The sequence below is a fragment of the Pedomonas mirosovicensis genome (assembly GCF_022569295.1).
In the GTDB taxonomy this organism is placed as follows: domain Bacteria; phylum Pseudomonadota; class Alphaproteobacteria; order Sphingomonadales; family Sphingomonadaceae; genus Pedomonas; species Pedomonas mirosovicensis.
Map to the genome: position 1 here is coordinate 682,181 of NZ_JAKFIA010000002.1, position 25,234 is coordinate 707,414.

Genomic DNA, 25,234 nt, shown 5'->3' on the forward strand with positions numbered 1-25,234 from the left:
TGGTAGCTGGTACAACCTTAATGGAATCTTCGCCACGCCATGGAATGCGATGCGAGGGCCAAGATATTCAGCCAAGATGCGGGAACCGGCAGGGATTACGTTACTTCTCTTCGCAGGAGTGGCGGTGTCTGTTCGTCTGAGATGGTGGCCTCCACGGTGCCTGTGGGAGGCGCCCAGCGGGAGCCAAATCCATGGACACTCTCCTGTATGTTGACACGGATGCGACGACGGAGTTGCGTTGCCGGGTTGCGCTGGAATTGGCGCGCGTTTGTGGCGGCCATATTGAGTGTCTGCAGGTGACGGCAAATCTGCCGTTGATGTCGAACGAGCCGTTCGGAGCGGCGGATCTGCTGGCCAGCAAGGCGACAGAAGCGCAGCGGCACAAAGGCACGCTAAGGGCCGCTGTGGAGGCGCGGCTTGGGGCTACAGGCGTCAGCTGGCGCTACCGTGCCCTCGATGGCGACCCGGTTCGCACGCTTGTCGATCGGGCCCGTCTTGTCGATCTTGTGTTGCTGAGTGCCACCCGTCAGCCATCGGTGCTGAATGGCGCGACGCCCTCGGCAGGAGAAGTGGTGTCACGTATGCAGGTGCCTGTGCTTGCCATTCCCGCCACCGACGCCACGTTCAATGCCGCAGGGCCGGCGCTCATCGCTTGGGATGGCAGCGCTCAGTGCAGTCATGCCATCCGGGGCGCCTTGGAACTGCTGAGAGCTGCAACCATGATTGCCATCGTAACGGTTGGCCAAGAGAAAACGGACGCGAAAGCAGAGCATGCCCAGGAGTATTTGGCGCATCATCGGTTGCAATCGCAGGTGGTCAATCTGCCCGACATCGGCCAGCCGATCAGCGCCTCCCTCTTAGAGGCGCTTGGTACCTTTCAAGCAGGCTACGTCGTCATGGGAGCATATGGACACAGTCGGGCGCGGGAACTCCTTCTCGGCGGCGTAACGCGCGAAATGCTGGCCAACAGCCCTGTTCCCATTTTGATAGCGCACTAGGTGGCGCTGGCAGTTCCGCTGTGGCTTGCTAACCGTTCCACCGAGACCGGATGCAGAGGGCGGCCGTCTGTTTCAAAAGCGGTAATGTTTCCGATCGTAGTCGCGGCGATGGCCGACATGGCCTCAGCGGTGAAGAAGCCCTGGTGGCCGGTGATCAATACATTGGGAAAGGTAATCAGGCGGGCGAACAAATCATCGCGGATGGCCCGTTCCGACAGATCCTCAAAGAACAGATCCGCTTCCTCCTCATAGACGTCCAGGCCCAGCTGGCCGATCTGCCCCGTTTTCAGCCCCTGGATGATCGCCTGGGTGTCAATGACAGCCCCCCGGCTCGTATTAATCAGCATTATGCCCGGTTTCATCCGCGCAATCGTACCGGCATTGATAAGATGACGGGTCTCAGGCGTCAGCGGACAGTGAAGCGTGATGATGTCCGCCTGACCAATCACCTCATCGAGCGGCAGGTAATGCACGCCAAGTTTGACACAGTCCGTATTTGGTGCCGGGTCGCTGGCAATGACCCGACAGCCGAAACCGGTGAGGATGCGGGCGGCAGTAAGGCCGATCCGGCCTGTGCCGATGACCCCGACGGTTTTACCAGCCATATTGTAGCCGAGCAGGCCATCAAGGGCAAAGTTTCCTTCCCGTATGCGATTGAAGGCCCTGTGAGTTTTGCGATTGAGCGTGAGCATCAGAGCAACTGCATGCTCAGCCACTGCGTTGGGAGAATAGGCGGGAACGCGGGCGATCACGATGCCGAGCCGGGCTGCGGCGTTCAGATCCACATTGTTAAAACCGGCGCAGCGCAGGGCAACCAGACGCACGCCAAGGTCTGAAAGCACCTGCAGCACAGGGGCGCTTATATCGTCATTGACGAAGGCGCAGGCCGCCTTGCTGCCGGCAGCTAAATTGACGGTTTCCTGAGAAAGACGGGGCTCGAGGAAGGCGAGCTTGTGAAAACTGCTCTGGTTGGCCGCGGTTAGGAAACGCCTGTCATACTGCTTAGCGCTGAATATCGCGACATCCATGGCGTCCTCCGTTCCTGCCGCAGGGCCGAACGCAAGGTCCTTATTCCATGTTCCCAGCCGCTGGATCGTCCGGTTCCTTGAGCCTTGAGGACACCTTCCTGGCGGATGTCATTTGCTCTTCCTACCATGAACTGGCCCTCGCGATGCGTAGCAGCGCAAGTGCCGAGGATCTGCCGGGCGCCAGCTTTGCGGGACAGCAGCAAACGTTTCTCAATGCGCGTGGAGCGCGGCTATCCACTCCCAATTTCGGATTACACGGCACGGGCATGGCGAGCCGAGCCCTGTCCGAGAAACTGGTCGAATGCCGCTGCCACGGCTCGCACCAGTGGCCGGGCTTCATGGCGCACGCGGATCGTGCGAAACTGCCGCTCCGCAATGCCGTCAGCAACCAGCATATCGATCATCGGGGCGGCGGTGGCGAGCAGCGCGTCCGGATCGGCATCGTACGCCTGGCACATCGCATCCAGATCTACGGCATAGTCGCACATCACCCGCTCGATCACAGCAGCCCGCAGCCTGTCTTCCGCCGTAAAGCGGTAACCTTTCCCCGTTGCCAGCGCGCCTGCCTTTATTGCACGCAGATAGTCGCTTGTTGTGACTGCATTTTGTACAAACCCCGTGGGCAGACGGCCGATGGAGGAGGCGCCAAAACCAATCAGCACCTCAGCGCTGTCCGTAGTATAGCCCTGAAAATTGCGGCGCAGGGTGCCAGCCTTTGCGGCCACAGCCAGCGGGTCCTGGGGGCGAGCATAGTGGTCTAGGCCAATGCGCTCGTAGCCCGCTGCTTCAAGCGTTGCGGCGATCTCCTCGGCCTGGGCATGACGTTCCGGGCCATCGGGCAGGATTGCGGTCATGAACTTGCGCTGGTGCGGCTTGAAGCTGGGCACATGGGCATAGCCGAAGACTGCCAACCGATCTGGCATAAGCGCCAGCGCCTGTTCGGCTGTCTGTCGGCAGGAGGAGACGGTTTGCTCCGGCAGACCATAGAGTAGGTCCAGGTTAAGGACGCGAATGCCGGCAAGACGCAAGCTCTCGGCCGCCCACGCTGTCTGCCCAAAGGTTTGCACCCGATTGATGGTGCGCTGAACCTTTTCATCGAAACTCTGCACGCCGAGGCTGGCGCGGGTCACGCCGCCAGAAGCAAGCGCAGCAATCATCTCAGGCGTTAAGGTACGTGGGTCAATTTCAATGGCAATCTCCGCCTCCGCCGCAATAGGAAAGTGGGCGTGCGCCAGTTCCATGAGGCCAAGAAAATCCTCCGGATGCATCAGGGTTGGCGTACCTCCACCGAAATGGATGTGCGTGACGCCCCGCTTATTCCCAAGCTGCCGCGCCACAAGGATAACCTCTTCCCGCAGGGCGTCCATGTAGCGGGCAATCGGTCCGTCGCGCCGGGTCACGCTGGTGTGGCAGCCACAGTACCAGCACATCGATCGGCAGAACGGCACATGGAAATAGAGTGACAGGCTCGCGATCTCCGGCACAGTTGCCAGCCATGTCGTGTAGTCATCCGCGCCAATAGCTGGTGTGAAGTGGGGGGCGGTCGGATAGCTGGTGTAGCGGGGCAGAAGGCGGTCAGCGTAGCGCAGCACGACATCCGGGGTCATATCCCTGTCTCTCCTCGGCGTTTGCTCGCCCGCACTAGGCTATGGCGCAGGCGGCTGCCTTGATCTGGATCATGGCCGCGTGTGCTTTCATCGCTACCAGGGCACGCCTCGGCTGCGTCACTTGGAGCAATTTCCTTCTGCCTTGGAAGTTGGCAAGGGAGGGAAAACGATGACAAGGCGTCCAGGCGGCCCTGCGCTTGCCTGGCGCATCAGTTGAGGCAACGGTATCCCGTGTCTATCATGCAGCTCCCTGCCCAGTTCAATCAGCCGGCTCCCATGCTGGAGGCAGGCCATCCGTGCGGCGATTGCGCCGCACGCTGCAGGGCCATCTGCAGCGTCCTGGAGAATGACGAACTGAAGACCTTCCGCAAAAGCGGAGCGACAATGCGCCTGGCGGCGGGCGAGACCCTGTTCTACGAGGGCGATCCGGCCCGCAGTGTTTACAGCTTGGCGCGTGGTACGCTGCGGTTGACCAAGATGCTGCCGGACGGACGCCGGCAGATCGCGGACTTTTTATTCCCCGGCGATTTTCTCGGGCTTACGCTGGAAGAAGGGCATTCCTTTTCCGCCGAGGCGGTTACCCCGGTTGAAATCTGTCGTTTCTCCTCGGCGCGGTTCGAAGCCTTTGCGGCCATTCATCCGCAACTGGAGCGGCGACTCTATGCCCTTGCCGCTCATGAGCTGGCCGCCGCCCGCCAGCAAGTGCTCCGGCTCGGGCGCAAGTCCGCCGCCGAGCGGATCGCCTCCTTCCTGCTCATGCTTGCCGGCCGCGAGCAGGATTCCGGCAGCACAACGAAGTCCAATGCACGGGAAGTTTTTCTGCCTATGTCCCGCACTGATATCGGCGACTATCTTGGATTACGGATCGAGACCATCAGCCGGGAGCTGAGCGCCATGAAGGCGCAGAAGCTCATTCGCCTGGCCAGTACCCAGCGGATCGAAATTCTCGATTTAGAGCGTCTTGAGGATATTACAGCGGGTGAAACGAACGTGCCGGGCTGCGTCTGCGCTTGATGGATAGCCGGAGAGCTATCGCTGCGCCTTCGCAATGATTTATGCTTTAGCTTCTATAATTTTACGCCTAACCTGGGCCCATGTTGCCGACAGCCCTTTGAGTTAGGAGACGACATGCGCCTTACCCGCGTTGCGGCCATTGCCGCGCTTACCCTTGCCCTTCCCATGGACGTGATTGCCCAGACCACGCCAACGGCGGATCCCTATGCTCCTGGCCGTGAGATCATTGCGGATATTAATAGGATCGTCACGCCTAATGGCGTGCAGGAAGAATTCGTGGCAACGCTTGGCGGCGCAAAGCAGGCGATCAGCGTGCGTGGCGCGGACCGAGACAATCCCATTTTGCTGTTCATCCATGGCGGGCCGGGCGCGGTGGAAATGCCTATCGCCTGGTCCTTCCAGCGGCCATGGGAGGATTATTTCACCGTGGTTCAGTGGGATCAGCGGGGCGCGGGTAAGTCCTACCGCCTCAACGACCCAGAAGAGATTGCGCCAACCCTGACTCTTGAGCGCTATCGCGACGACGCCATCGAACTGATCGAGCTGTTGCGTGCCCGCTATGGCAAGAAGAAGGTGTTCGTGCTGGGCCACAGTTGGGGATCGGCCGTCGGCCTTTCCGTTGCAGCGGCGCGGCCCGATCTGCTTTACGCTTACGTCGGGATGGGCCAGTTTATCAATGTGCGGGAGAACGAACGGGTTGGCATGGCCTGGACGTTGAAGCGTGCCCGCGAGGGAGGTAACGCGGAAGCAGTGCGGGCCATTGAGGCCCTGCGACCCTATCCGGATGCCGGGCCCTTCACTATCGATCAGGCGGACGGCTGGCGGAAATATGCCATTCCCTATGGTTCGCTGGCTGCCTATCGGGAGAACGCCAACTTCTACCTGCGCGCACCCCGGCTCTCGCCCGAGTATACCCCCGCTGATCGCCAAGCCTGGGCGGATGGCAGCGTCTTCACCGTCACCACGCTCTGGCCGCGCCTGGCCGATATGTCCTTTCAGGACGTCCGCAAGATGGATGTGCCGGTAATCATGTTCCTCGGCCGGCATGACTATACGACGCCTTCATCCATTACTGCCGGGTGGATGGAGCAACTCAAAGCGCCGAAGAAAGAGATCGTGTGGTTTGAGCATTCCGCCCATCTACCAATGGTGGAGGAGCCGGGCCGCGTGTTCGCGGCTCTCCTGCAGGATGTTCTGCCACTCGCCAGCGAAGGGAAAGGTGGCAAAAACGATGGTTGACGTCGGCCATCGGACGGCTGCTCCGCGGGTGTTCTGACAGGAACATTCCTCCGGCTCCGGCGATCACTGTGCGAAGCCATGCCGGAATTTTCGCCAGGGTCGGAGCCGGAAGGGAATGGACGTTCTGCTGTTCATCGATGAAGACCGCGCAACGGATCTGCGCGTCGGGGTGACTTTGGAGTTGGTTCGCGTCTGTGGCGGGCACATCAATTGCATCCAGGTCATGTCGCCCAATGCTCTGGTGGCCAGTGGCTCATTCGGTACTGCCAAAATGCTGGCGGATCGGGCGGAGGATGTGGAGCGTCATAAGGAGATGCTGCGGGATGCCACGCGGCAGAAAATGACTGCGGCAGGGGCCAGTTGGGAATACCACAGTTTTGATGGAGATATCGTCCAATCAGTCATTGAACAGTCACGGCTGGTCGATGTGATTGTTTTTAGCGCGGAGCGCCAACCATCCGCATTAAACAGGATGATTCCGTCGGCCGACGAACTGTTGCCACGCGTACGGGTTCCTGTTCTTGCTGTGCCCAGCCGTGATCCGATGTTTAGCATTGCCAGGCCGGTTATTATCGCGTGGGACGGCAGCCCCCAGTGCGCCTATGCTGTCCGCAGTGCGCTTGAGCCGCTACGCTGCGCTTCCTCCATTCTGATTGTCACGGTGGAAGGCGAGCGGCCCGAGATCACTGCCGCACAGGCGAAGGCGTATCTTGCCCATCATAAGCTGCAATCAGACATTCTCACCGTTCCGGCCACCATCCATCCGGTAAGTACCGTGCTCATTGAGACGGTCCATGCCCATCGCGCCGCCTGCGTGGTCATGGGCGCTTACGGCCACGGGCGGGCGCGGGAATTCCTGCTGGGCGGCGTCACCCGCGAGATGCTGAGAAATTGCCCAGTCCCGCTCTTGTTGGCGCACTGACGTTTCTCTTTGGCCAACTGTGCTCGCTTGTCGCTGGCGGGAACACTACCCCAGCACTGCCGTAGTAAGCCCACCGGGCGTGGCTTTCTCAGGCAGCGTAACGCGCTATGCCAAGGTCGGCGGTCTCGATTGCGGGCGTCCTGCCGGAGATGATATCGGCCAGCACGCTGCCCGAGCCACAGGCCATGGTCCACCCCAGCGTGCCGTGGCCGGTGTTGAGGTAGAGGTTGGGCAGCGGCGTCGTGCCGATAACGGGCGTGCTGTCGGGCGTCATAGGCCGAAGGCCGGTCCAGTATTTGGCGGCGCTGAGGTCACCCGCGCCGGGGAACAGGCTGTCGGCCGACATCTCAAGCGTGCGCCGCCGCCGCTCCGGCAGGTCGTTGGTGAAGCCGGAGACCTCGGCCATGCCGCCCACGCGGATGCGGTCGCCCAGTCGGGTGATGGCGATCTTGAAGCTTTCATCGAGCAGAGTGGATTCGGGCGCGCGGGTGGCCTCCACGATCGGCACGGTAATCGAATAGCCCTTCACCGGATAGACCGGCAGTTTCATCCCCAGTGGCTTGACGAGGAAGGGCGAGTAGCTGCCCATCGCCACCACATAGGCGTCTGCCGTCACGTCGCCCCGGCTGGTTTCTACTTTCGCGATTTTGCCGCCCGAGGTTACCAGTCGGTGAATGAGCGTGTCATACAGGAAGGTGACGCCCCCGGCCGCCGCCATGGTGGCGAGCGCATTGGTGAACTTGAAGCAATCGCCGGTTTCATCGTTAGGCAGGCGCAGGCCGCCCACGAACGGGTCGCGCGCATGGGCAAGGCCCGGCTCAACGGCGATGCAGCCTGCGCGGTCCAGCACCTCGAAGGGGACGCCGCCCGCGCGCAGTACCTCGATATCCTTGCCGATACCGTCCAGCTGCTCCTGCGTGCGGAATAGCTGCAGGGTGCCCTGCGCGCGCCCGTCGTACTCGATGCCGGTGTCCTTCCGCAGGCGGATCAACTCGTCACGGCTGAACTCGGCCAGCCGTACCATGCGGGCCTTGTTCACCGCATAGCGGGCCGAGGTACAATTCCGCAGCATAGCAAAGAGCCAGGCGTACATGGCCGGATCGGCATTGGGGCGGAGGATGAGCGGGGCGTGCTCCATCATCAGCCACTTGATCGCCTTCACTGGAATGCCGGGCGCGGCCCAGGGCGAGGAATAGCCGGGGGAAACCTGGCCCGCATTGGCGAAGCTGGTCTCATTCGCCGGACCTGGCTGGCGGTCGATCACCGTGACCGTGTGCCCGGCCTTCATCAGATACCAGGCGGTGGTTACGCCGATAACGCCACTGCCGAGAACTGCAACATGCATGGTCGGTATCCTGCAATCAGATGCTGTGTCTGGTTATTCGCCGATCCAGACCCGCGCGTAGCGATGGCCGAGGCTGGTCAGGATTTCATAAGCGATGGTGCCGGCGTCCGCCGCCACGGCCTCCAGTGGCTGGTGAGGGCCGATCAACTCTACCGTGTCGCCATAGGTCAGCGTGCCTTCGGGAAGCGCTGTCACGTCGAGCGTCATGCTGTCCATGGAGACGCGGCCCGCGATGGGCAGGCGGGTATTGCCGTAGTAGGCCGCGCCCCGGTTGCTCAGGTGGCGTGGCCAGCCGTCCGCATAGCCGACGCCAATAGTGGCAATGCGCGCCGGTTTATCGGGGGCGTAGGTGAGGCCGTAGCCGACCCCCTGACCCGCAGGAATGCTCCGCACCTGAATGATGCGGGCTTCCAGCCGCACCACCGGCTGGATGGGTGAGGGCAGCCCCGCGTGCGGCGCCACGCCGTAAAGCGAGACGCCGGGGCGCACCAGATCGAAACCGAAGGCGGGGGTGAGGAATGATCCGCCCGAGTTGGCAAAGGAGCGCGGGGCCCTCGGCAGCCGCGCCGTCAAAGCCTCGAACCGGGCGAGCTGGTCCGGGTTGGCGTCATGCTCGGGCTCGTCGCCGCAGGCAAGATGGCTCATCACGAGGGTGAGGTCGAAATCGCGCTCCAGGTCGATTTCCCTCAGCAGCGTGTCGATGTCAGCGGCCGCAAGGCCGAGGCGGGACATGCCGCTGTCCACCTGCAGCACGGCGGGCAGCCGTTGGCCTCTTGCCTTGCACAGGGCGACCCAGGCGCGGGCCTGATCCAGCCCATTCAGAACCGGAATGGCTCCCGCCTCGGCACACAGGTCTTCCGCTCCGGGCATGAGGCCGTTGAGAATGAACAGGCGGGCGTCTTCGGGCAGCAGCGGGCGCAGGGCAACGGCTTCCGACAGGTGGGCGACGAAGAAGTTGCGGCATCCGGCGGCGGCCAGTGCCGGGGCCACCCGGTCGGCCCCAAGGCCGTAGGCATCGGCCTTGACGACGGCCGCCGCCTGGGCGGGAGCCACCTGCCGGGCGATGGCGCGGTAGTTGACGCATAGCGCTTTCAGGTCGATCGTAAGGAGGGCGGCTGCGCCTCCGGTCCACGTGCTTTGCATTGCCCTGACTCGGCTCAAACTCGAGGACAGGAAGATAGATGAAATTTCTTCGAATAAGCTGCCAATCAGCGCTATAAGATGCGCCACTTGCGTGACAATTCGCATAAAATGCGGATCCATTGGAACATTATGCGATGAAGCTGGACGCGATCGACCGGAAGATCTTAGGCGTACTGCGCGGCAATGGCCGAATCCCTAACAATGAGCTGGCAGCGGCGGTGGGTCTTTCTGCCTCGGCTTGCCTCAGGCGGGTGCGTCTGCTGGAGCAGGCGGGCGTCATTCTGGGCTACACGGCGGTAGTGGCGGAGCCCGAGGTAGCCGGAGCGCTGACCGCCATCGTGCGTATCACGCTCGAAAAACAGACCGAGGATTATCTCAACCGCTTTGAGGCCGCCGTGCGGCGTCACCCGGAGATCGTCGAGTGCTTTCTGATGACCGGGGACGAGGACTATATCCTCCGCACCGTGGCCGACAGCCCGGCCGCCTATGAGGTCATTCACAAGGAAATTCTCTCCCGTCTGCCGGGCGTGGTGCGTATCAACTCAAGTCTTGCCATCCGCAGCGTGCTGGCGACCTGAAAAGGCGTGGGCGGCTGTTTCGGGGGTGTTATCCAGAGGGGGCCTCGGCCGGCTTGCCGGGCCGTGTGGCGGCAAGCGCCGTTGGTCGTTGTGGAGCAGTTCGGATTAAGGAAACTCTGGTGAAGCAAACGGTCAGCCCCCAGCCGGAAAACCAGTCGGGCCTGCCGCTGCCGCGTCGTCTCCACGCCATCGCGGCCATTTCCTGTGGTACGGCGCTGGTGGTGCTCGACGGGACCGTCGCCAATGTGGCGCTGCCCACCATCGCCCATGATCTCGGGGTGGGAAGCGCCGAGGTCGTTGGCGTAGTGACGGTCTACCAGTTGGTTCTGGTGATGCTATTGCTGCCGTTCTCAGGGCTGGGCGAGCGGATCGGCCTTAAGCGCTTGTTCCAGATCGGCCAGCTGGTCTTCACCGTGGCGACCATCCTCTGCTTCTTCGCAAAGAGCCTGCCGTTCCTTCTCATCGTGCGCGCCGCGCAGTCGGTGGGGGCAGCCGCTGTGCTCAGCGTGTCATCGGCCTTGATCCGCTCTGTCTATCCATCCAGTCAGCTTGGGCGGGGTATGGGCATCAACTCGGTCATCGTGGCGATCTCAGCGGCGCTTGCGCCGACACTTGGCGGCCTCGTGCTCGCCATCGCGCCTTGGCCCTGGGTGTTCGCAAGCGCGGTGCCATTCGCGCTGCTGAGCCTGGCATTCGGCCGGGCATTGCCGGATGTTGCGTCCCGGTCCGAGCCCTATGACGTGCTGGGCGCGGTGCTCTGTGCTCTCACCTTCGGACTGGTGATCGGCGGCATTGAAAGCGGGGTCCATGGCGACAGCCCTGTTGTCTCCGGCGCGATGGTCGCGGCCGGTATCGTGGTCGCCGTTCTCTTCATCCGGCGGCAGCAGGGCGAGGCCAAGCCGATTTTGCCGGTCGACCTCCTGCGTCAGCCGGTACTGGCGCTCTCGACAACCGGGGCGTTCCTGGCGTTTCTGGCGACCATGGCGGTGTTCGTCACCCTGCCGTTCCGGTTGCAGCACGGCTACGGCATGAGCCCGTCGGAAGTCGGCGCAGTCATCGCGCCGTGGCCGCTGACCATGATGGTGATCGCCCCCCTGGCTGGGTGGCTGTCCGACCGCTACCCGGCGGGCCTTCTGGGCGGCATCGGCATGGCCATCGCCGTTGCGGGCCTTCTCTGTATCGCCTTCCTGCCGGAGCAGCTGAACTGGTTCGAGATGAGCTGGCGCATGTCGCTGGCGAGCATGGGCTTTGCCATGTTCTTATCACCCAATGCCCGACTTATCGTTGGCTCCGCGCCCATTGAGCGGGCCGCTGCCGCTGGCGGCCTGATTGCGACCACGCGGATGGTCGGTCAGACCGGGGGCGCGACGCTCGCCTCGGCGTTGCTGGCGGTTGGTGTCGGCGCGGGCAAGGTTCCCGCCTTGGTTGCTGCCGGGTTGGCGTTGGTAGCCGGCGTATGCAGCCTTGCCCGCTTGCGTCCCTCGATCCGGTAATGCGCGGCTTCAGGTGTGGGCAGGCTTTCGGGCGTAGAGGCCGAAGGCGGCGATGATACCGTAGCAGACCGCGGGCAGGGTGAGCGCGAACTGAAGGCTGGTGAGGTCGGCGATGTGGCCGGTCAGCGGCGGGATGATCGCCCCGCCGACGATGGCGACGCAAAGGATGCCCGAACCTTCGGCGGCGCGCTTGCCCAGTCCCTCGCAGGCGAGGCTGAAGATGGTCGGGAACATAATCGAGTTCATCAGGCCGACGGCCAGGAGTGCCCAGCCTGCAACTGCGCCGATGCTGTTTATGGAAACGAGGATCAGCGTGATCGAGCCGAGCGCGGCGGTCGCCAGCACCTTGCCCGGCGAGAACACCCGCAGCAGGAACGCGCCGATGAACCGCCCGATGAGCGCGCCGCCCCAATAGAAGGCGACATGCTTGCCCGCCGCCTGCTCGCCAAGGCCCATGACGTCGGACAGCATCAGGTAGTTGACGATCAGCGAGCCGATGGCGACCTCCGCCCCCACATAGAGGAAGATGGATAGCGCGCCGAAGCCGAAGCGGGGCCGCTTCATGAGGTCGAACGCATGAAAAATGCTGGTCTGGGTGGCGTGCTCCTCCTTCAGCCGGTTGCGGCGCAACCAGATGACGGCGGCGACCACAAGGAGAACGACGGCAAGACCCAGATAGGTGCGAACCACTACGTGGGTTTCCTGCGTGCGGTAAGCGTCGAGCGCCGCGCCCGTGAGCGTTGCCGGGTCAACGGTTGCAAGACTGCCGAGGATCAGGATGGAGCCGACATAGGGGAAGATCGTGGTGCCGAGCGAGTTGAACGCCTGCCCAAAGGTGAGGCGGCTGTGGGCCGTCTCCGGCGGGCCCAGCAGCGAGATCAGCGGGTTGGCGACCACCTGGACGATGGTGATGCCCGCAGCCAGCACGAACACCGCGATGAGGAAGACGCTGAACAGGCTCGAGCGGGAGGCCGGTATGAACAGGAGGCAGCCTACCATGATCGTGAGGAGCCCGAAGGCAGCGGTTCGCATGTAACCGGCACGCCGTACGATGGCCGCCGCCGGGATCGAGATGATGAAATAGGCGGCAAAGAACGCCGACTGCACCAGCATCGCCTGTGCGTAGGAGAGCGTGAACAACTCCTTGAGCTTGGGGATGATGACATCATTCAGGCTGGTGATGCCGCCGAAGATGAAAAACAGGGCGAAGACGAACACCCGCAAGTCCGGCGCGTCGATGCCGCGCGCGGTGGTGTCGGTTGGTTTCAAAGCGGCGGCATCGGCATGCATGATGGACTCATCAGGTCAAAGGGATGAAAGGGCACGAAGGGCAGGCGGCGTCAGGGTTTCATCTGCCGCCCAGAGAGTGTCGTATCGGCCGACAGAGTGCTGTCGCCGGCAAAACGACCGATCGTCACCTGGTAACGCCCCGGTGTGATCTGCCAGCCGTGGGCGTCGGTGCTCCAGTTGGCCAGGATGCGCGGCTCGGCAGTGATCGTCACCCGCCGGGTCTCGCCCGGCTGAAGGCCAACCCGCTGCCAGCCCGCCAGCCGGGCAGGCTTGCCGTCTGCACCCTTCACATAGAGTTGGGGCACGTCCGCGCCCGAACGCTTGCCCGCGTTCGTTACATCGAAGCTCACCGTCACGGTATCGCCGCCCTTCACCTCCAGATTGCCGTAGGTGAACTGCGTGTAGGAAAGCCCGTAGCCGAAGGGGAACAGAGGCTTCAGCCCCTTCGCCTCATACCAGCGATAGCCCACATTGCTGCCCTCCACGTAATCGACCGGGAAGGACTGCACCTCGGCGTTGGAGCCACCGCCCGGGTTGGCTGCGGCGGTTGCGGCTTCCGCGGCCTTGAACTGGGCAAGGCCCACCGGCTCGGGCCGCGGCGGCTGCGCGGCCTCACGCGGGAAGGTGATCGGCAGCCGGCCGGACGGATTGATCTTGCCGGTCAGAATACGAGCGATGGCCTCGCCGCCGCGCTGGCCCGGATACCAGGCTTCTAAAATCGCGCCCACCTTGTCGGCCCACGGCATCAGTACCGGCCCGCCGGTCTCCAGCACCACGACCGTGCGCGCGTTGGAGGCGGCAACCGCCTCGATGAGCGCGTCCTGATTGTCGGGCAGCACCAGATTCTCCGCATCCTGCGCTTCGGTCTGCCACTGGGTGGCGAAGACGATGGCGATATCGGCGGCTTTTGCTGCCGCGGCAGCAGCTGCGGGATTGCTGCCGTCTACATAGGTAATCTCGGCATCCGGCGCTTCGGCCTGAAGGGCCTTCAGCGGTGAGGAGGCGTGATAGGTAACGCGGGCAAAGGACGCGGCGGGGCCGCTCTTCAGCGGAATTTCGATGGGGGCGCCGCCGACCGAGCGTACCTGCGACGAGCCGCCGCCCGAGAGCACGCCCACATCAGCATGACCGCCGATTACCACGACGCGCTTGGCCGCCTTGGCAAGCGGCAGCAGGGAGTCCTTGTTCTTTAGGAGGACGATGCCCGCTTCCGCCGCTTTCTGGGCGACAAGCGCGTTGCGGTCATAATTAATGGGCTGGGGCGCGTCCGGCATCGGGTTTTCGAGGAGGCCGTTTTCGATGACGCCTGTCAGAATGCGCCGCACCATTTCGTCAAGGCGCGCGGCGGGCACTGCGCCTTTCTCGATGGCTTTCGCCAGCGGCTCGCCAAAATAGATCTGCTTGTCCAGTTCCTGGCCCGACTCCTGGTCGAGCCCGGCGAGTGCTGCTTTTTCGGTCGAGTGGACGCCGCCCCAGTCGGACATCACCCAGCCCTTATAGTTCCAATCGCGCCGCAGCACATCGGTCAGAAGGAATTTGTTCTCGCACGCCCAGTCGCCGTTGACCTTGTTGTAGGCGCACATCACCGAGCCGGGATTGCCCCGCTCGATGGCAATCTGGAAGGCGAGCAGGTCGCTCTCCCGCAACGCCGCCTCGTCGATGCGTGCATTCAGCACCATGCGGCCCGTCTCCTGCGCGTTCAGCGCGAAGTGCTTGATGGTGGAGACGATGTGGTTGCTCTGCACGCCGCGGATCGCCTCGCCTGCCATGACTCCGGCCAGCAGCGGGTCCTCGCCCAGATATTCGAAATTGCGGCCGTTCCACGGATCGCGGGTCAGGTTGACGCCGCCCGCCAGCAACACGTTGAACCGCTTGGCCCTGGCCTCAAGGCCGATCATCGCCCCGCCTTGATAGGCGATCGTGGGATCGAAGCTGGCGGCGGTCGCCAGCCCGGCCGGGAGCGCGGTTGCCACATCGCCCTTGCGCTGCTCCACCTGATTGGCGACGCCGAGGCTGGCGTCGCTCTCGCGCAGCGTCGGAATACCGAGCCGGGGAATGCCGGGAATATGTCCGGCGGAGGGGATCATATCCGTCGGCGCGCCGGGCTTGCCGGTCGCCATGGGCGGGAAGAAGCCGTGGACCAGTTGCAGCTTTTCCTCGCGTGTCATCTCCTTCACCAGCGCATCGGCACGGGCGGCGGCGTTGACCTGCTGTTCGGCCTGAGCCGGAAGCGTGGTGGCGATGAGCAGCGCCGCGGTGGTGAGCATGACAGGACGGGCCAGAAGATGTGCGGTTTTCATGAAATTCCTTTCATTCCAGTCATGCGGACGGGCGTGGCGGATTGCCGGTAATAGGTATTGAGGAGGGTCCGGTGATCGGGCAGGTGGGCAAGCGCCTGCTGGCCGGCTGCACGAACCTTGGAGAAGGCGGCCTGTGCTGCTGCAGTGTCAGGATAGGGCGTGAGGCCTTGCAGCTCGGTTCTGAAGCCCATGCCGTAGAGGATGTAGTGATAGCTTGGCGGCAGGAAGGTCTCGAGATCGACAATGAAATCAAACCGGGACGGCGGGCGATACCGCCACTCCATCAGTAAATCGTGCAGGTCTCCGGGAATAGAAACCGCGTCCGTGTTGTCGCGCCAGTAGGTCGTGTCGCGCCGTTGGCTGATGCAATAATGCAATTTCAGGAAGGCGACGATGCGCTCGAACCGCCCCAGCATGAGCCGGTTGAAACGCCGGGCGACGGCTTCCCGCGTATTGCGATCTCCTGTGGTAAGAAAATCGCCGAGCATGGAGAGTGCGCTTTCGATCAGCATGATGCCGGTCGACTCCAGCGGCTCAAAAAATCCGGCGGACAGGCCGACTGCGGCGCAATTGCCGATCCATTGCCGATCGCGGTAGCCGGTGGCAAATTTCAGCAGCCGGGGGGAAAGGCCTTCCATCTCCTTACCGACGTAACGGTGCAGAACCGCCTCGGCGGCCTCGTCCGTGCTGTGGCGGCTTGAGTATACGTAACCGACGCCGCGCCGGTTATCGAGGCCGATATCCCAGGTCCAGCCCGCCTCATGGGCGGTGGCCAGCGTGTAGGGTCGCACCGGCGTATCGGGCGCATGGTAGGGGACTTGCACCGCTAGCGCGCGGTCGTTGAACAGAGTGTCACCGCAGGGAATGAACCGTGCGCCCAGTTCCTCGCCGATCAGGCGGGCGCGAAATCCCGAGCAATCGATGAAGAAATCGCCTTCCACCCGGCGGCCATCTGCAAGCAGCAAAGCGAAAATATCGCCGTTGTCAGCGCGCTCCACCGCAACCACGGTCCCCTCATGTCGGATCGCGCCGCTCGCCGTGGCGACATCGCGCAGGAATCCGGAAAATCGGGCGGCATCGAAGTGGTAAGCATAATTCATGGGCCCGGAAAAATCCGGATCTTCGGGGCGCTTGGGCCCCCGACCGGCACGGATCAGCTGCTCCTGCACCGTCACCGCATCGGCAAAGGCAGCCCGCTCTGCCCGATTATCGGCGATCCAATATGGGAGAAGCCCAGGTTCCGAACCGCCGAATGGAAAATTAAAGGGATGAAAATAGGAGTCCCGCACGCCGTCATTCGGTTCGCGCGCCCACCCCTCGAACAGCACCCCTTGCTTGAAAGTAGCGCTGCTCGCCCGGATAAAATCCGCCTCGCGCACGTCGAGCGCCGCAAGCGTTGAGCGGATGGTCGGGAAGGTGCCTTCGCCGACGCCGATCGTGCCGATTTCGCTCGATTCCACGAGCGTGATGGCAGCGCCCTGCTTCAGCGTGCGTGCGAAGTAGGCGGCGGCCAGCCAGCCGGCTGTGCCGCCACCCAGAATGACGATACGGCGGGGAGGACGTGCCGTCGTCATGATTTTCGCCTTTCCGCGCCGTTAGAAGTTAGCTTTGGCGCGGACACCCCAGGTGCGGGGCGGCTGGAGGTTCGACAGGAACACCGGATCGTAGCGCGGTGCGCCGAAGGCGCCGGCGCTGGTCCGGATGTGAGCGTTCTCGATGTTCTGTACGAAGGCCTCGATCATGTATTCGTTATTCGGGGCCTGGTAGCGGATCGAGAAGTCGGAGCGGAAGTAGGCTTTCTGACGGTCCCAGTCCGTTCCCCATGTGCCGCGCTCGATATTATCCACGTTCGCGTTTACGAACGGATTGCTGTCGCCATTGAAATAGCTGAGCCAGCTCTTCGTCTCGTAGTGGGTGGTAAAGCGCGGCGTGATTATGCCGCCGTTTGGCAGAACGAAGTCGTGCTCGTACGATGCCGTAGCCGAGAACCGCGGCGCGTGCGCCAGTTCGTTGCCTTTCAATTGGACGATCGAGGATTCGAGCGATGAGTTGTAGAGGCGCCCGTCGACGCTTTCCAGCTCGTCGAGCTTGGTCTTCTGCACCGTGCCCGAGAATTGCAGGCGGTCGTTGTCGGTAATGTTCGCCGTCAGCTCGGCCTCGATGCCGTAGGGCCTTGGCGCCTTCGGCGTTCTGGGTGACCAGCTGGCTGGAGATGACATTGCCCTGCGGATCGCGGAAGGTCACCGCCTGGTTCACCTGGTATCCCTTGAAGTCGGAATAGTAGGCGGCCAGGTTCAAAGTAATGCGGCGATCGAAGAAGCGAGACTTCAGGCCGACTTCGTAGTTGGTCAACGTCTCAGGATCGGTCAGCTGTGCGTTGTCCTGAATGTTGCCCGACTTGAAGCCAGTGCTGACGCTGGCATAGCCGAGGATGTCCTCAGCAAGATCGGCATCGACGCGTGCGAGCCACGTGGTCTTGTTCCACGTACCCTTTACGTCGTTGTTCGAGATGCTGAAGCCCGGCAGCAGCGTGACCAGTTCTTCGGCGCTGACATCCGGATAGGCCCCGAAGATGCCGCCTTGGCAGGCTGCGGCCGGAAGCGTATCCGGGCAACCCGAGAAGGTGACGTTGCGGCCGCCGATGTCTTCCTTCTTGTCGTGCGTGTAGCGCAGGCCGCCGGTAAAGCGCAGGGCGTCCGTGATATTCCAGGTGGCTTGGCCGAACACGGCACGGGAGTCGATCTGGCGGTTGCCCTGGATGAAGCTACCCGCCCAGCTGAAGGTGCCGTTGCGATAGCCGTTGCGCTGGTCAATATCGAAGCGGATGCGGTTTTTCTCATGGCTGTAGTAAGCGCCGAGAATCCAGTCCACCGTCTGCTCGCCGGTCGACTTCAGTTGAAGCTCGTGGCTCTGGAACTCGTAGCGCGAGCTGAGCGTGCGGTTTTCACCAAAGGCACCCACCGGCAGGTCGTTGCTGGTCGGTGGCAATGCGCCCGCGTCGGCGTCGGTCTGCGTGCTACCGCCGATCCGCGACCAGCCGGCGATGTAGCTGACCTGGATGCTGTCGGTAATGTCATAATCCATGGTGCTCCGCACGGCGACCGAGTAGCGGTCGGTGTCCGGCGCGGTGTCAGCCAGGGTTGACCAACGCTTGGTGCCGGGGCGCGGGTTCTGAAGAAGGCCGATCACCGGTGCGCCGTTATCGAGATAGCCCTCGGCGCTCAGATTCCAGGCGAACTGGTTGCTGGGCTGCCACAGCATGCTCAGGCGGGCGGACTGCTGGCTGGCTGCGTAGTATTTCTTGCCGGTGGTCACGAATGCCGAGCGGTCGACGCCGATGATATCCGGCGCTTCCTGGTAGTCGGCGTAGCCATCGTGGCGATCGCTGATAAAGGCGGCGCGGAAGGCAAGGGTGTCGGTCACCGGAATGTTGAGCGCACCACGGATGCCGAGGCGATCGTAGCTGCCAGCCACCGCTTCGACATTGCCGCTGAATTCGCCGAGTTTCGGCTTGGCGGAGACCATGTTGAGCGCACCAACCGTGGCGTTGCGGCCGAACAGCGTGCCCTGCGGACCGCGCAGAACCTCGACCCGCTCCATGTCGTACATGAGCACCGAGGCGCCCTGGGCGCGCGGCGAATAGATGCCGTCGATGTAGATTGCCACTTCAGGGTCTGCGACTTCGGTGTAAGCGCTGTCATTACCGATACCACGCAGGGTCAGCAGCACAGCTGACTGGTCGCCCTGTTGGTTGAACTGAAGGCTCGGCACGAAGCGGGCCAGGTCGGTCACGTCCTTGACCTGCTGACGATCGAGCGTTGCCTGGCTGAAGGCGGAAACGGCGAGCGGCGTGCTCTGCAGGTTGGTCTCGCGACGAGTTGCCGTCACGATGATATCCTGCGTCAGGGCAGCCGTGTTGGCCTGGGCGCCATCCGCCTGCTGGGCGGATTGTGCGGATGCCGTGCCGTTCAGGAAAAGTGAGGTCGCGAGCGCAGTGCTCACGACAAGCGCGTGTCTCATCATTAGCTGTTCCTCCCCATTTCTGCTCTATTTAGGTGAGCTTGTGATTAGTTTTGTCAGATTAAGACAGCGCTGTCAAGACGTTCTGTTACGTTTCCGTCGTGGCCGGAAAACGCGAGAAAACTGCGCCCTTCAGCGTGGTGGGATTGTTAAAATTGCGGCCCTTCAGAAGATTTTTTGTAGCCGAGGAGCGGCTGGGATGACTGTTTTGGGGAGCGAACCGGGAAGAGTCGGCGAGCAATGCCGCTCACGACTGAGACGTTAGTTTGCAGGTAACGCCAAGTAAGGACGCGCGGCCTCCTAAGGCATAGAGCACGGCGTCTGGTTGAGGACAAAAAGCTCAGCTCCCATCGAACCATTGTCTTAAAAATTATTGACAGCGCTGTCCATGTCTCTCTTATTTATGGCTGTCGTCGAAGCGATGCAATTTTAACACAGTTGGATGGTGCCATTGACCAGCTCTTCCCAGATTGCGGCCATTGAAGCTGCTGTGTCCGACTCAGCTGGTCTGATTCTTGTTGGAGATATTGGCGGCACCCATGCCCGCTTCGCCCTGGCGCCGCTTGCCGGCTCGCTGCAGCTTACCGCCCTGCGGAAATGGCGCGTTGCGGACTTCCCAACCCTTGTCAAGGCGGCGCAGGCCTATCTTGAGGAAGTTGCTCCCAATAGTGCGGTTCGCCTGGGGTCGATCGCTGTTGCAGGGCCTGCCGTTGATGACAGGGTGCAGGTGACCAACTGTCACTGGCAGTTTTCTATCCAGGAAACGCAGCATGCGCTGGGTTTCGAGCAGCTTCATACTATCAACGATTTTGCGGCTAACAGTTGGGCTCTGCCCGGTCTTGAAGATGTTGATTTGGTGCCGATTGGCGCCTGTCGGCCTGACAAGGGACGAGATGGCCTCTCCGTGGTGCTCGGTCCAGGTACGGGCCTTGGCGTTGGCGCGATTCACTGCGGTCGCGATGGCCGGGTAACGGTGTTTGAAACCGAAGGTGGGCATGTATCCTTCGCGCCAACGAACGAAGAGGAGGACAGGATTCTTCTACGGCTTCGCCAGCGCTATGGCCGCGTCTCCTATGAACGGCTGCTCTGCGGCGCGGGGCTCGTCAATATTTACGATGCGCTGGCAGACTGCGGAACGGAAATAGAGCCAAGCGAAGTCACCGCACGCGCCATATCCGATCCGCGCGCCGCACGGGCCGTTGAACTGTTCTGCGAGATGCTCGGCAGCTTTGCGGGCGACGTGGCGCTGATGTATGGGGCCTGGAATGGCGTCTATCTGGCCGGCGGTGTGCTCGGCGCGATGCGACAGGCGCTTGCAGGAGGCGGCTTTCGCCGCTGTTTTGAAAACAAGGGGCGTTTCTCCGCCATGCTCGCCCAGGTGCCCACCCTGCTGATCGACCAGCCTGCTCTCGGCCTGATGGGTGCAGCGGCGGCGCTTCGCCACCAGCTTGGCAGCCGCTGAGATTTTCGGCCCCCCGTCTCATCGTCAAGGCTGGGCGTTGCGGTTCACTAAGGTGGTGCTTACCATGTTCTTGAAGCCGACACGCCGGCAGGTTCGTTCCTGGCTTAACGTCCGCGTTGCATCAATATCGCAACATTGGGTCAGGGATCACGGTGATGAAACATGGCTTTACTCTGCGAATCTTCCTGGGCGTCTTTACCGCAGCGGGGCTCTCCTCTGGCGTGCCCAACCTTGCCTTGGCGCACCATGGCTGGAGTTCCTATGATGCCAGCAAGATTATTACGCTTACAGCACAGTTGCAGGACGTAGTCTGGCGTAACCCGCACGCTGAGGCCAAGGTTGATTATAGTGGTGAAACCTGGGTGGTGGTACTGGCGCCCATCAGCCGGATGGAGGCGCGGGGGTTGACCAAGGACATGCTCAAAAATGGCGTGACAGCCACGCTGGAAGGCTATCCGCGCAGTGACGGCACGCCAGAAATGCGGCTGGAGCGGATCACGGTCAACGGCAAGACGGTTGAGCTGCGCTAGGCGATGGATCTTACGGCGGCAGCGCACGCCCTCGAAAGTTCTGCTCTTGGCGCTTGGGTGCGAGGCTCGCCGGTTGCCTACCCGGTCGCCAACCTCGTCCATTTGCTGGGGCTCGTGCTGCTGATCGGCGGCATCGGGATTGTCGACCTGCGGCTCATCGGCCTAGGGAGGCGAATTCCACTTATGCCGCTTGCGCGGTTTCTAACACCCCTGGCAATTGCCGGTCTTATGTTGCTGCTCGCCAGTGGTTTTCTTCTATTCGCGGCTGATGCGGGACCGCTGATCAGATCGGCCGCGTTTCGCTGGAAAATGGTTCTGCTCGCGCTTGCGCTCATCAATGCCATTCTGTTCCAGCTACTCTGGCGACGCAAAGTTGGAGGTTGGAGCAGGGGTGTGCCGTCACCAGCCCGAGCCATGGCCGGCCTGTCGCTTGGCCTATGGCTGGCAATTGCAACCTTCGGGCGGTTGATCGCCTATAACTGATAGTCAAGGGCTTCCTTCCTGTAAGCAGCTACTACCGGGAGCACTATGAATAATCGCCAGATGCTGCGGTACAGCTTAGCTATGATTGCGCTGTCGGGAGGTGCTGGCGCAGCCTGGTTATTGTCCTTGCCCCCTGGGCGGAAGAGCAGAATCGCACCGCCGATCAAGCAGGCAGAAAAGGATACTATGATCGCGGCACTGAGGCCGCCAAAACGCTCGTGCCCGCTGATTGCCATCCTGGGAGCCAATGATGGCAGCGAGACGACGGACTATCTAATGCCTTACGGCATCCTCCGGCATGCTGGGGTTGCCGACGTAATCGCGCTGGGCATGGTGCCTGGGCCGATTAGGCTTTATCCGGCGCTCAAGGTGCTGCCCCAGGCAACGGTTGCTCATTTCGATGCAAGACATCCAGAAGGGGCTGATTATGTGATCGTTCCTGCTATGCGCCGCGATGATGACCCGGCAATCCTGAGATGGATCAAGCACCAATCGAGCAAGGGAGCGACTATTATTGGCGTTTGTGCCGGGGCCAAGGTTGTCGCAAATGCAGGATTACTTGATGGAAGATGGGCAACGACGCATTGGTATTATCTGGATACGATGCGCGCCAGGCACCCTGCGATCCATTACATTCCTGACCGCCGATTGGTGGTGGATCGGGGCGTGTTGACGACAACGGGCATCACGGCCTCGATACCCTTATCGCTCACCTTGATCGAGGCCATTGCGGGGCGGGAGCTTGCCAGCGCTATCGCTGAAAATCTTGGCGTTACGGACTGGGACGCGCGCCACGACAGCAGCGCCTTTCAGTTTGCGCGCCCGTTCGCGTTGACGGCAATATGCAACCGGCTCAGCTTCTGGAAGCATGAATGGCTTGGCCTGATGCTTGAAGCAGACACGGATGAAGTGTCGCTTGCCCTGCTCGCTGATGCCTGGTCCCGCACCTATCGCTCCAGCGTGGTGACGCTCGCTTCTGCGGCTGGAGTGCTGCCAACCCGTCATGGTCTACTTGTCCTGCCCGATCGGGCCCTTATCGACTGGCCTGGGAAACAGCGGGTCATGCTCGTTGCCCGCCAAAAGCCCGCCCAGGTTCTGGACGAAGCACTTCTCGCAATCGCTGCCCGCTATGGTGAACGAACGGCTGATTTCGTCGCCATGCAGCTGGAATACAGTAGGGAAAGCCCACAGTCATGGGCCAATGAAACTTAGGACGACTGGATTATCAACATGAAAGGAGCAGGGCCTGCTGCGTTTAGGTGCGAAAAAATACTGCTTCCTCATGCTGCCGACTTCTCTTCAACCTATGGTAACAAATCTTTTAAAAATATTCAGAAAACTTTAACTTAAGGCGCTAAAGGGCGGGGGCCAGGCGTTGTTTGACAGTTGCAGTAATCCGGAAAGCGCGGTGAGACGTCCTTCTTTCGGCTTGGCAGGACGTAAGCGCGCGCCGGGGCTTGAGGAGTAGAGGGGCATGACAGCAAGGGATAAGCAATTCACGGCTAGCCGCCCGGTGCAACTCGAAGTAAGCGGGCCTGCCACCAGCTGCCAAGGCGCGGCGCCATGGCCCGAGTTCCCATCGCAAAGGCGAACCGAACTCACGAATTTCGCCCGCGCCTATCGGGTGGCGCAGCGGATCCACGAGGTGCGTGGCATTCCGGTGGCCGTGCTGCAGCAGCAGTGTTCCTTCCAATCGCATTGCATCGTCTGGGGCAATGACATTTTCCGCCTGCAGCATGAAGGCAACGACCCTGTCCCTTACAAGGTTGTTACTGTTTTGTTCTGAAAAGCTGCAATCCATCCATAAGCACAGCAACGTTGTCTCATTCTCGCGCCTGATTGCGACAAGAGATAATTCCAGATCGTCTGAAGTGAAACTTGGTGTCCACCGGCAATCGTCATAAGCTGCTATGTGATAGAGCAAAGGCTGCGAGCAATCCTACAACAACGAGCATTCCCGTGCCACCATGCTCCTCTTCCACAGCTTCCGGCAGCATGGTGTCTGCAATCATTGCCAGGAGTGCTCCGGCCGCCACGGCATTGACCGCTGCGATCGACGAGGGGGCAGCATCGCCAAGGAGGGCAGCGCCGGTCGCAGCGGCACATGTGGAGAGAGCAACCACGCCTGTCCACAGCCCGAAGACGTAAAGTCTGCTGCGTCCGGCCTTCTTCATGCCGATCGCGCTTGTCATGCCTTCGGGCAGGTTAGACAGGAATATGGCAGCCAGCATGGCGAGGCTGACGCTTCCCCCTGTCAAGAGGCCGACGCCGAGCACGATAGACTCCGGCACACCATCAAGCAAAGAGCCAATGGCGATGGCCATGCCGCCTCCAGCCTGATCCTTCTGCTGATCGCCCGATCGTTTCCGATGCTTGCCGCCACCTTTGTTAACGAGCCAATTGGCGATCGTATAGGCGGCTGAGCCGGCGAGGGCGCCGCCGATGATCGGCCACAGTCCACCTTGCTGAAATCCCTCCATAATCAGGTCGTAGGCAACAGCAGAGATGAGGACCCCGCAACCAAAAGCCATAATGCCGGCAGTTAGCCGCGTGGGGAGCTTTAGGAGATAGCCCAGGAGTGCCCCAACAAGCAGCGAAGATGCCCCAAGCAGTGACCAGAGTCCGGCCTGTGCCCACAGTGGCATTGCAATGCTCCCTATAGTGGCAGGCGAGTAACTGTTGGTCTCCTTCAGTGCTCGCGCAAGAGCCTAGGCAGGCCTGAAGCGAAGCCGGGCCGTCTTGGCAATGCCGATATCGCTTCCCAATGCCTGCGTTATGCATGGAAGGTCAGGGGAACACGACAATAAGGCCAGAGTTCCCTTATTCTGTGAGGCGAGGGAGCGTATTTGGGCATTGTCCTGATGGCAAGGAAGGGCTGTCGAAACGGCCATACGGATGAAGCATGGGGACGTTCATATGGAACGTGATGACGAATCCGATACGTTTGAGGCGACAGAGGCTCTCTCTCCACGCGAGGAACATGAGGCCACCAAGCGCACGAGCCCAAATGCTATCATCATTCACGAGGCAATCCGCCGGGAGGGGGAGGAAGAGCTGGCTCGCCCCGTATCATCGCTCGCTTGGTCGGGGTTGGCAGCGGGGCTTTCCATGGGGCTCTCGCTGATGGGCGAGGGGCTATTGCACGCGGCCTTGCCAGATGCGCCCTGGCGCAAGCTGATCGCCAGCTTCGGCTATTCGCTTGGCTTCGTGGCGGTCGTGCTGGGTCGCCAGCAATTGTTTACAGAAAACACCCTGACCGGCGTCGTTCCAGTTCTGCATGCAAAGACGCTGGGAGCCATCGGCGCGCTGGCCCGGTTATGGAGTGTCGTATTCCTGGCCAATATAACAGGCACTATCCTCTTTGCCCTAGTGGTCTCGTACGCGCACCTGTTCGATGCGGATGTGTACCAGGCATTTGAGGAAATTGGCGTGCGGGCTGTGGAAAGCGGGTTCTGGACTACGTTTGTACGGGCGATCGTTGCCGGCTGGATGATCGCCCTGATGGTATGGCTGCTGCCGGCCGCTGGCACAGCCCGTCTTTTTGTTGTTATCCTACTGACCTACTTCGTTGGCCTTGGTCATCTTGCCCATGTGATTGCCGGTTCGGCAGAGGTCGCCTATGTCGCCCTCGTTGGTGCGATCGGATGGGATTCCTATTTTCTGGAGTTTCTGCTGCCAACCCTGCTCGGCAACACGCTGGGTGGCGGAATTCTGGTTGCAACCCTTAACCATGCACAAGTGCGCGCCGAATTGTAACGTGAACAGAGCTTTTGGTGGACCAT

General features: G+C 61.7%; 20 protein-coding genes and 2 pseudogenes. 13 read left to right on the forward strand and 9 right to left on the reverse strand.

Going from position 1 to position 25,234, the window contains the following annotated elements; translation table 11 throughout:
- The first annotated feature begins 191 nt into the window (after nt 1–191).
- Nucleotides 192–998 carry a universal stress protein gene (locus L0C21_RS15770; protein ID WP_259279366.1) on the forward strand — a complete coding sequence of 269 codons (807 nt, stop codon included), beginning with the start codon at nt 192–194 and terminating at the stop codon, nt 996–998.
- Here the strand turns inward: L0C21_RS15770 and L0C21_RS15775 are convergent.
- The gene (locus L0C21_RS15775; protein WP_259279367.1) at nt 995–2,026 is read right to left on the reverse strand and encodes a 2-hydroxyacid dehydrogenase; all 1,032 of its coding nucleotides are present in this window, start codon (nt 2,024–2,026) and stop codon (nt 995–997) included. The genes L0C21_RS15770 and L0C21_RS15775 overlap by 4 nt on opposite strands.
- Nucleotides 2,027–2,073: 47 nt before the next feature.
- Between L0C21_RS15775 and L0C21_RS17065 the strand changes: the two are divergent.
- Nucleotides 2,074–2,241: pseudogene (locus L0C21_RS17065) on the forward strand (PEP/pyruvate-binding domain-containing protein); the annotation flags it as partial.
- Between the two features lie 36 nt (nt 2,242–2,277).
- Here L0C21_RS17065 and hemN read toward each other — a convergent pair.
- A complete protein-coding gene (hemN, locus tag L0C21_RS15785) occupies nt 2,278–3,633 on the reverse strand; it encodes an oxygen-independent coproporphyrinogen III oxidase (protein ID WP_259279368.1) in 1,356 nt (451 codons plus the stop codon).
- 276 nt (nt 3,634–3,909) lie between these two features.
- On the opposite strand from hemN, the gene L0C21_RS15790 reads away from it, so the two are divergent.
- From L0C21_RS15790 to L0C21_RS15800, 3 genes are all read left to right on the forward strand, one after another.
- A complete protein-coding gene (locus L0C21_RS15790; RefSeq protein ID WP_259279369.1) occupies nt 3,910–4,647 on the forward strand; it encodes a Crp/Fnr family transcriptional regulator in 738 nt (245 codons plus the stop codon).
- A gap of 114 nt (nt 4,648–4,761) precedes the next feature.
- Nucleotides 4,762–5,886, forward strand: coding sequence for an alpha/beta fold hydrolase (locus L0C21_RS15795; protein WP_259279370.1), 1,125 nt, complete (start codon nt 4,762–4,764; stop codon nt 5,884–5,886).
- A 115-nt stretch (nt 5,887–6,001) separates the two neighbouring features.
- On the forward strand, nt 6,002–6,808 hold the full coding sequence (locus L0C21_RS15800) for a universal stress protein (protein ID WP_259279371.1): 807 nt from the start codon (nt 6,002–6,004) through the stop codon (nt 6,806–6,808).
- An 88-nt stretch (nt 6,809–6,896) separates the two neighbouring features.
- Here the strand turns inward: L0C21_RS15800 and L0C21_RS15805 are convergent, their stop codons facing one another.
- Both L0C21_RS15805 and alr read right to left on the reverse strand, forming a co-directional pair.
- On the reverse strand, nt 6,897–8,153 hold the full coding sequence (locus L0C21_RS15805; protein ID WP_259279372.1) for a D-amino acid dehydrogenase: 1,257 nt from the start codon (nt 8,151–8,153) through the stop codon (nt 6,897–6,899).
- Between the two features lie 33 nt (nt 8,154–8,186).
- Nucleotides 8,187–9,296, reverse strand: a complete 1,110-nt coding sequence (gene alr, locus L0C21_RS15810; RefSeq protein ID WP_259279373.1) for an alanine racemase — start codon at nt 9,294–9,296, stop codon at nt 8,187–8,189.
- Nucleotides 9,297–9,430: 134 nt separating this feature from the next.
- Between alr and L0C21_RS15815 the strand changes: the two genes are divergently transcribed.
- Both L0C21_RS15815 and L0C21_RS15820 read left to right on the forward strand, forming a co-directional pair.
- Nucleotides 9,431–9,874: an Lrp/AsnC family transcriptional regulator gene (locus L0C21_RS15815; RefSeq protein WP_259279374.1), complete on the forward strand. Its 444-nt coding sequence runs from the start codon at nt 9,431–9,433 to the stop codon at nt 9,872–9,874.
- A gap of 119 nt (nt 9,875–9,993) precedes the next feature.
- Nucleotides 9,994–11,367 (forward strand): MFS transporter, encoded by a 1,374-nt coding sequence (locus L0C21_RS15820; RefSeq protein ID WP_259279375.1) that lies wholly within the window; start codon nt 9,994–9,996, stop codon nt 11,365–11,367.
- 9 nt (nt 11,368–11,376) lie between these two features.
- Here L0C21_RS15820 and L0C21_RS15825 read toward each other — a convergent pair whose 3' ends face one another.
- The 4 genes and pseudogenes from L0C21_RS15825 to L0C21_RS15840 all read right to left on the reverse strand — a co-directional run bounded on the left by L0C21_RS15825 (nt 11,377) and on the right by L0C21_RS15840 (nt 18,980).
- Nucleotides 11,377–12,657, reverse strand: a complete 1,281-nt coding sequence (locus L0C21_RS15825; protein ID WP_259279376.1) for a sugar MFS transporter — start codon at nt 12,655–12,657, stop codon at nt 11,377–11,379.
- A gap of 50 nt (nt 12,658–12,707) precedes the next feature.
- On the reverse strand, nt 12,708–14,957 hold the full coding sequence (locus tag L0C21_RS15830; protein ID WP_374940276.1) for a beta-glucosidase: 2,250 nt from the start codon (nt 14,955–14,957) through the stop codon (nt 12,708–12,710).
- Entirely contained in the window at nt 14,954–16,531 is a 1,578-nt protein-coding gene (locus tag L0C21_RS15835; protein WP_259279377.1) for a tryptophan halogenase family protein, read from the reverse strand. The genes L0C21_RS15830 and L0C21_RS15835 overlap by 4 nt, the downstream gene beginning before the upstream one ends.
- 21 nt (nt 16,532–16,552) lie before the next feature.
- A pseudogene (locus L0C21_RS15840) lies at nt 16,553–18,980 on the reverse strand (TonB-dependent receptor).
- 448 nt (nt 18,981–19,428) lie between these two features.
- Between L0C21_RS15840 and glk the strand changes: the two are divergent.
- The 5 genes from glk (at nt 19,429) to L0C21_RS15865 (ending at nt 23,238) form a co-directional block, all read left to right on the forward strand.
- Nucleotides 19,429–20,439 carry a glucokinase gene (gene glk, locus L0C21_RS15845; protein WP_259279378.1) on the forward strand — a complete coding sequence of 337 codons (1,011 nt, stop codon included), beginning with the start codon at nt 19,429–19,431 and terminating at the stop codon, nt 20,437–20,439.
- Between the two features lie 155 nt (nt 20,440–20,594).
- Nucleotides 20,595–20,969 carry a DUF6152 family protein gene (locus L0C21_RS15850; protein WP_259279379.1) on the forward strand — a complete coding sequence of 125 codons (375 nt, stop codon included), beginning with the start codon at nt 20,595–20,597 and terminating at the stop codon, nt 20,967–20,969.
- Between the two features lie 3 nt (nt 20,970–20,972).
- Nucleotides 20,973–21,452, forward strand: a complete 480-nt coding sequence (locus L0C21_RS15855; RefSeq protein ID WP_259279380.1) for a hypothetical protein — start codon at nt 20,973–20,975, stop codon at nt 21,450–21,452.
- A 45-nt stretch (nt 21,453–21,497) separates the two neighbouring features.
- Nucleotides 21,498–22,664 (forward strand): DJ-1/PfpI family protein, encoded by a 1,167-nt coding sequence (locus L0C21_RS15860; RefSeq protein WP_259279381.1) that lies wholly within the window; start codon nt 21,498–21,500, stop codon nt 22,662–22,664.
- 262 nt (nt 22,665–22,926) lie between these two features.
- On the forward strand, nt 22,927–23,238 hold the full coding sequence (locus L0C21_RS15865) for a hypothetical protein (protein WP_259279382.1): 312 nt from the start codon (nt 22,927–22,929) through the stop codon (nt 23,236–23,238).
- 112 nt (nt 23,239–23,350) lie between these two features.
- Here L0C21_RS15865 and L0C21_RS15870 read toward each other — a convergent pair whose 3' ends face one another.
- Nucleotides 23,351–24,097 (reverse strand): ZIP family metal transporter, encoded by a 747-nt coding sequence (locus tag L0C21_RS15870; protein ID WP_259279383.1) that lies wholly within the window; start codon nt 24,095–24,097, stop codon nt 23,351–23,353.
- A 271-nt stretch (nt 24,098–24,368) separates the two neighbouring features.
- Between L0C21_RS15870 and L0C21_RS15875 the strand changes: the two genes are divergently transcribed.
- Entirely contained in the window at nt 24,369–25,208 is an 840-nt protein-coding gene (locus tag L0C21_RS15875) for a formate/nitrite transporter family protein (protein WP_259279384.1), read from the forward strand.
- Nucleotides 25,209–25,234: the final 26 nt, after the last annotated feature.

Bases quoted from the DNA above. Each gene is read 5' to 3' on its own strand.
- L0C21_RS15770 (WP_259279366.1), top strand. From the start codon at position 192: ATGGACACTCTCCTGTATGTTGACACGGATGCGACGACGGAGTTGCGT.
- L0C21_RS15775 (WP_259279367.1), bottom strand. From the start codon at position 2,026: ATGGATGTCGCGATATTCAGCGCTAAGCAGTATGACAGGCGTTTCCTA.
- hemN (WP_259279368.1), bottom strand. From the start codon at position 3,633: ATGACCCCGGATGTCGTGCTGCGCTACGCTGACCGCCTTCTGCCCCGC.
- L0C21_RS15790 (WP_259279369.1), top strand. From the start codon at position 3,910: ATGCTGGAGGCAGGCCATCCGTGCGGCGATTGCGCCGCACGCTGCAGG.
- L0C21_RS15795 (WP_259279370.1), top strand. From the start codon at position 4,762: ATGCGCCTTACCCGCGTTGCGGCCATTGCCGCGCTTACCCTTGCCCTT.
- L0C21_RS15800 (WP_259279371.1), top strand. From the start codon at position 6,002: ATGGACGTTCTGCTGTTCATCGATGAAGACCGCGCAACGGATCTGCGC.
- L0C21_RS15805 (WP_259279372.1), bottom strand. From the start codon at position 8,153: ATGCATGTTGCAGTTCTCGGCAGTGGCGTTATCGGCGTAACCACCGCC.
- alr (WP_259279373.1), bottom strand. From the start codon at position 9,296: ATGCAAAGCACGTGGACCGGAGGCGCAGCCGCCCTCCTTACGATCGAC.
- L0C21_RS15815 (WP_259279374.1), top strand. From the start codon at position 9,431: ATGAAGCTGGACGCGATCGACCGGAAGATCTTAGGCGTACTGCGCGGC.
- L0C21_RS15825 (WP_259279376.1), bottom strand. From the start codon at position 12,657: ATGCATGCCGATGCCGCCGCTTTGAAACCAACCGACACCACCGCGCGC.
- L0C21_RS15830 (WP_374940276.1), bottom strand. From the start codon at position 14,957: ATGAAAACCGCACATCTTCTGGCCCGTCCTGTCATGCTCACCACCGCG.
- L0C21_RS15835 (WP_259279377.1), bottom strand. From the start codon at position 16,531: ATGACGACGGCACGTCCTCCCCGCCGTATCGTCATTCTGGGTGGCGGC.
- L0C21_RS15850 (WP_259279379.1), top strand. From the start codon at position 20,595: ATGAAACATGGCTTTACTCTGCGAATCTTCCTGGGCGTCTTTACCGCA.
- L0C21_RS15855 (WP_259279380.1), top strand. From the start codon at position 20,973: ATGGATCTTACGGCGGCAGCGCACGCCCTCGAAAGTTCTGCTCTTGGC.
- L0C21_RS15860 (WP_259279381.1), top strand. From the start codon at position 21,498: ATGAATAATCGCCAGATGCTGCGGTACAGCTTAGCTATGATTGCGCTG.
- L0C21_RS15865 (WP_259279382.1), top strand. From the start codon at position 22,927: ATGACAGCAAGGGATAAGCAATTCACGGCTAGCCGCCCGGTGCAACTC.
- L0C21_RS15870 (WP_259279383.1), bottom strand. From the start codon at position 24,097: ATGCCACTGTGGGCACAGGCCGGACTCTGGTCACTGCTTGGGGCATCT.
- L0C21_RS15875 (WP_259279384.1), top strand. From the start codon at position 24,369: ATGGAACGTGATGACGAATCCGATACGTTTGAGGCGACAGAGGCTCTC.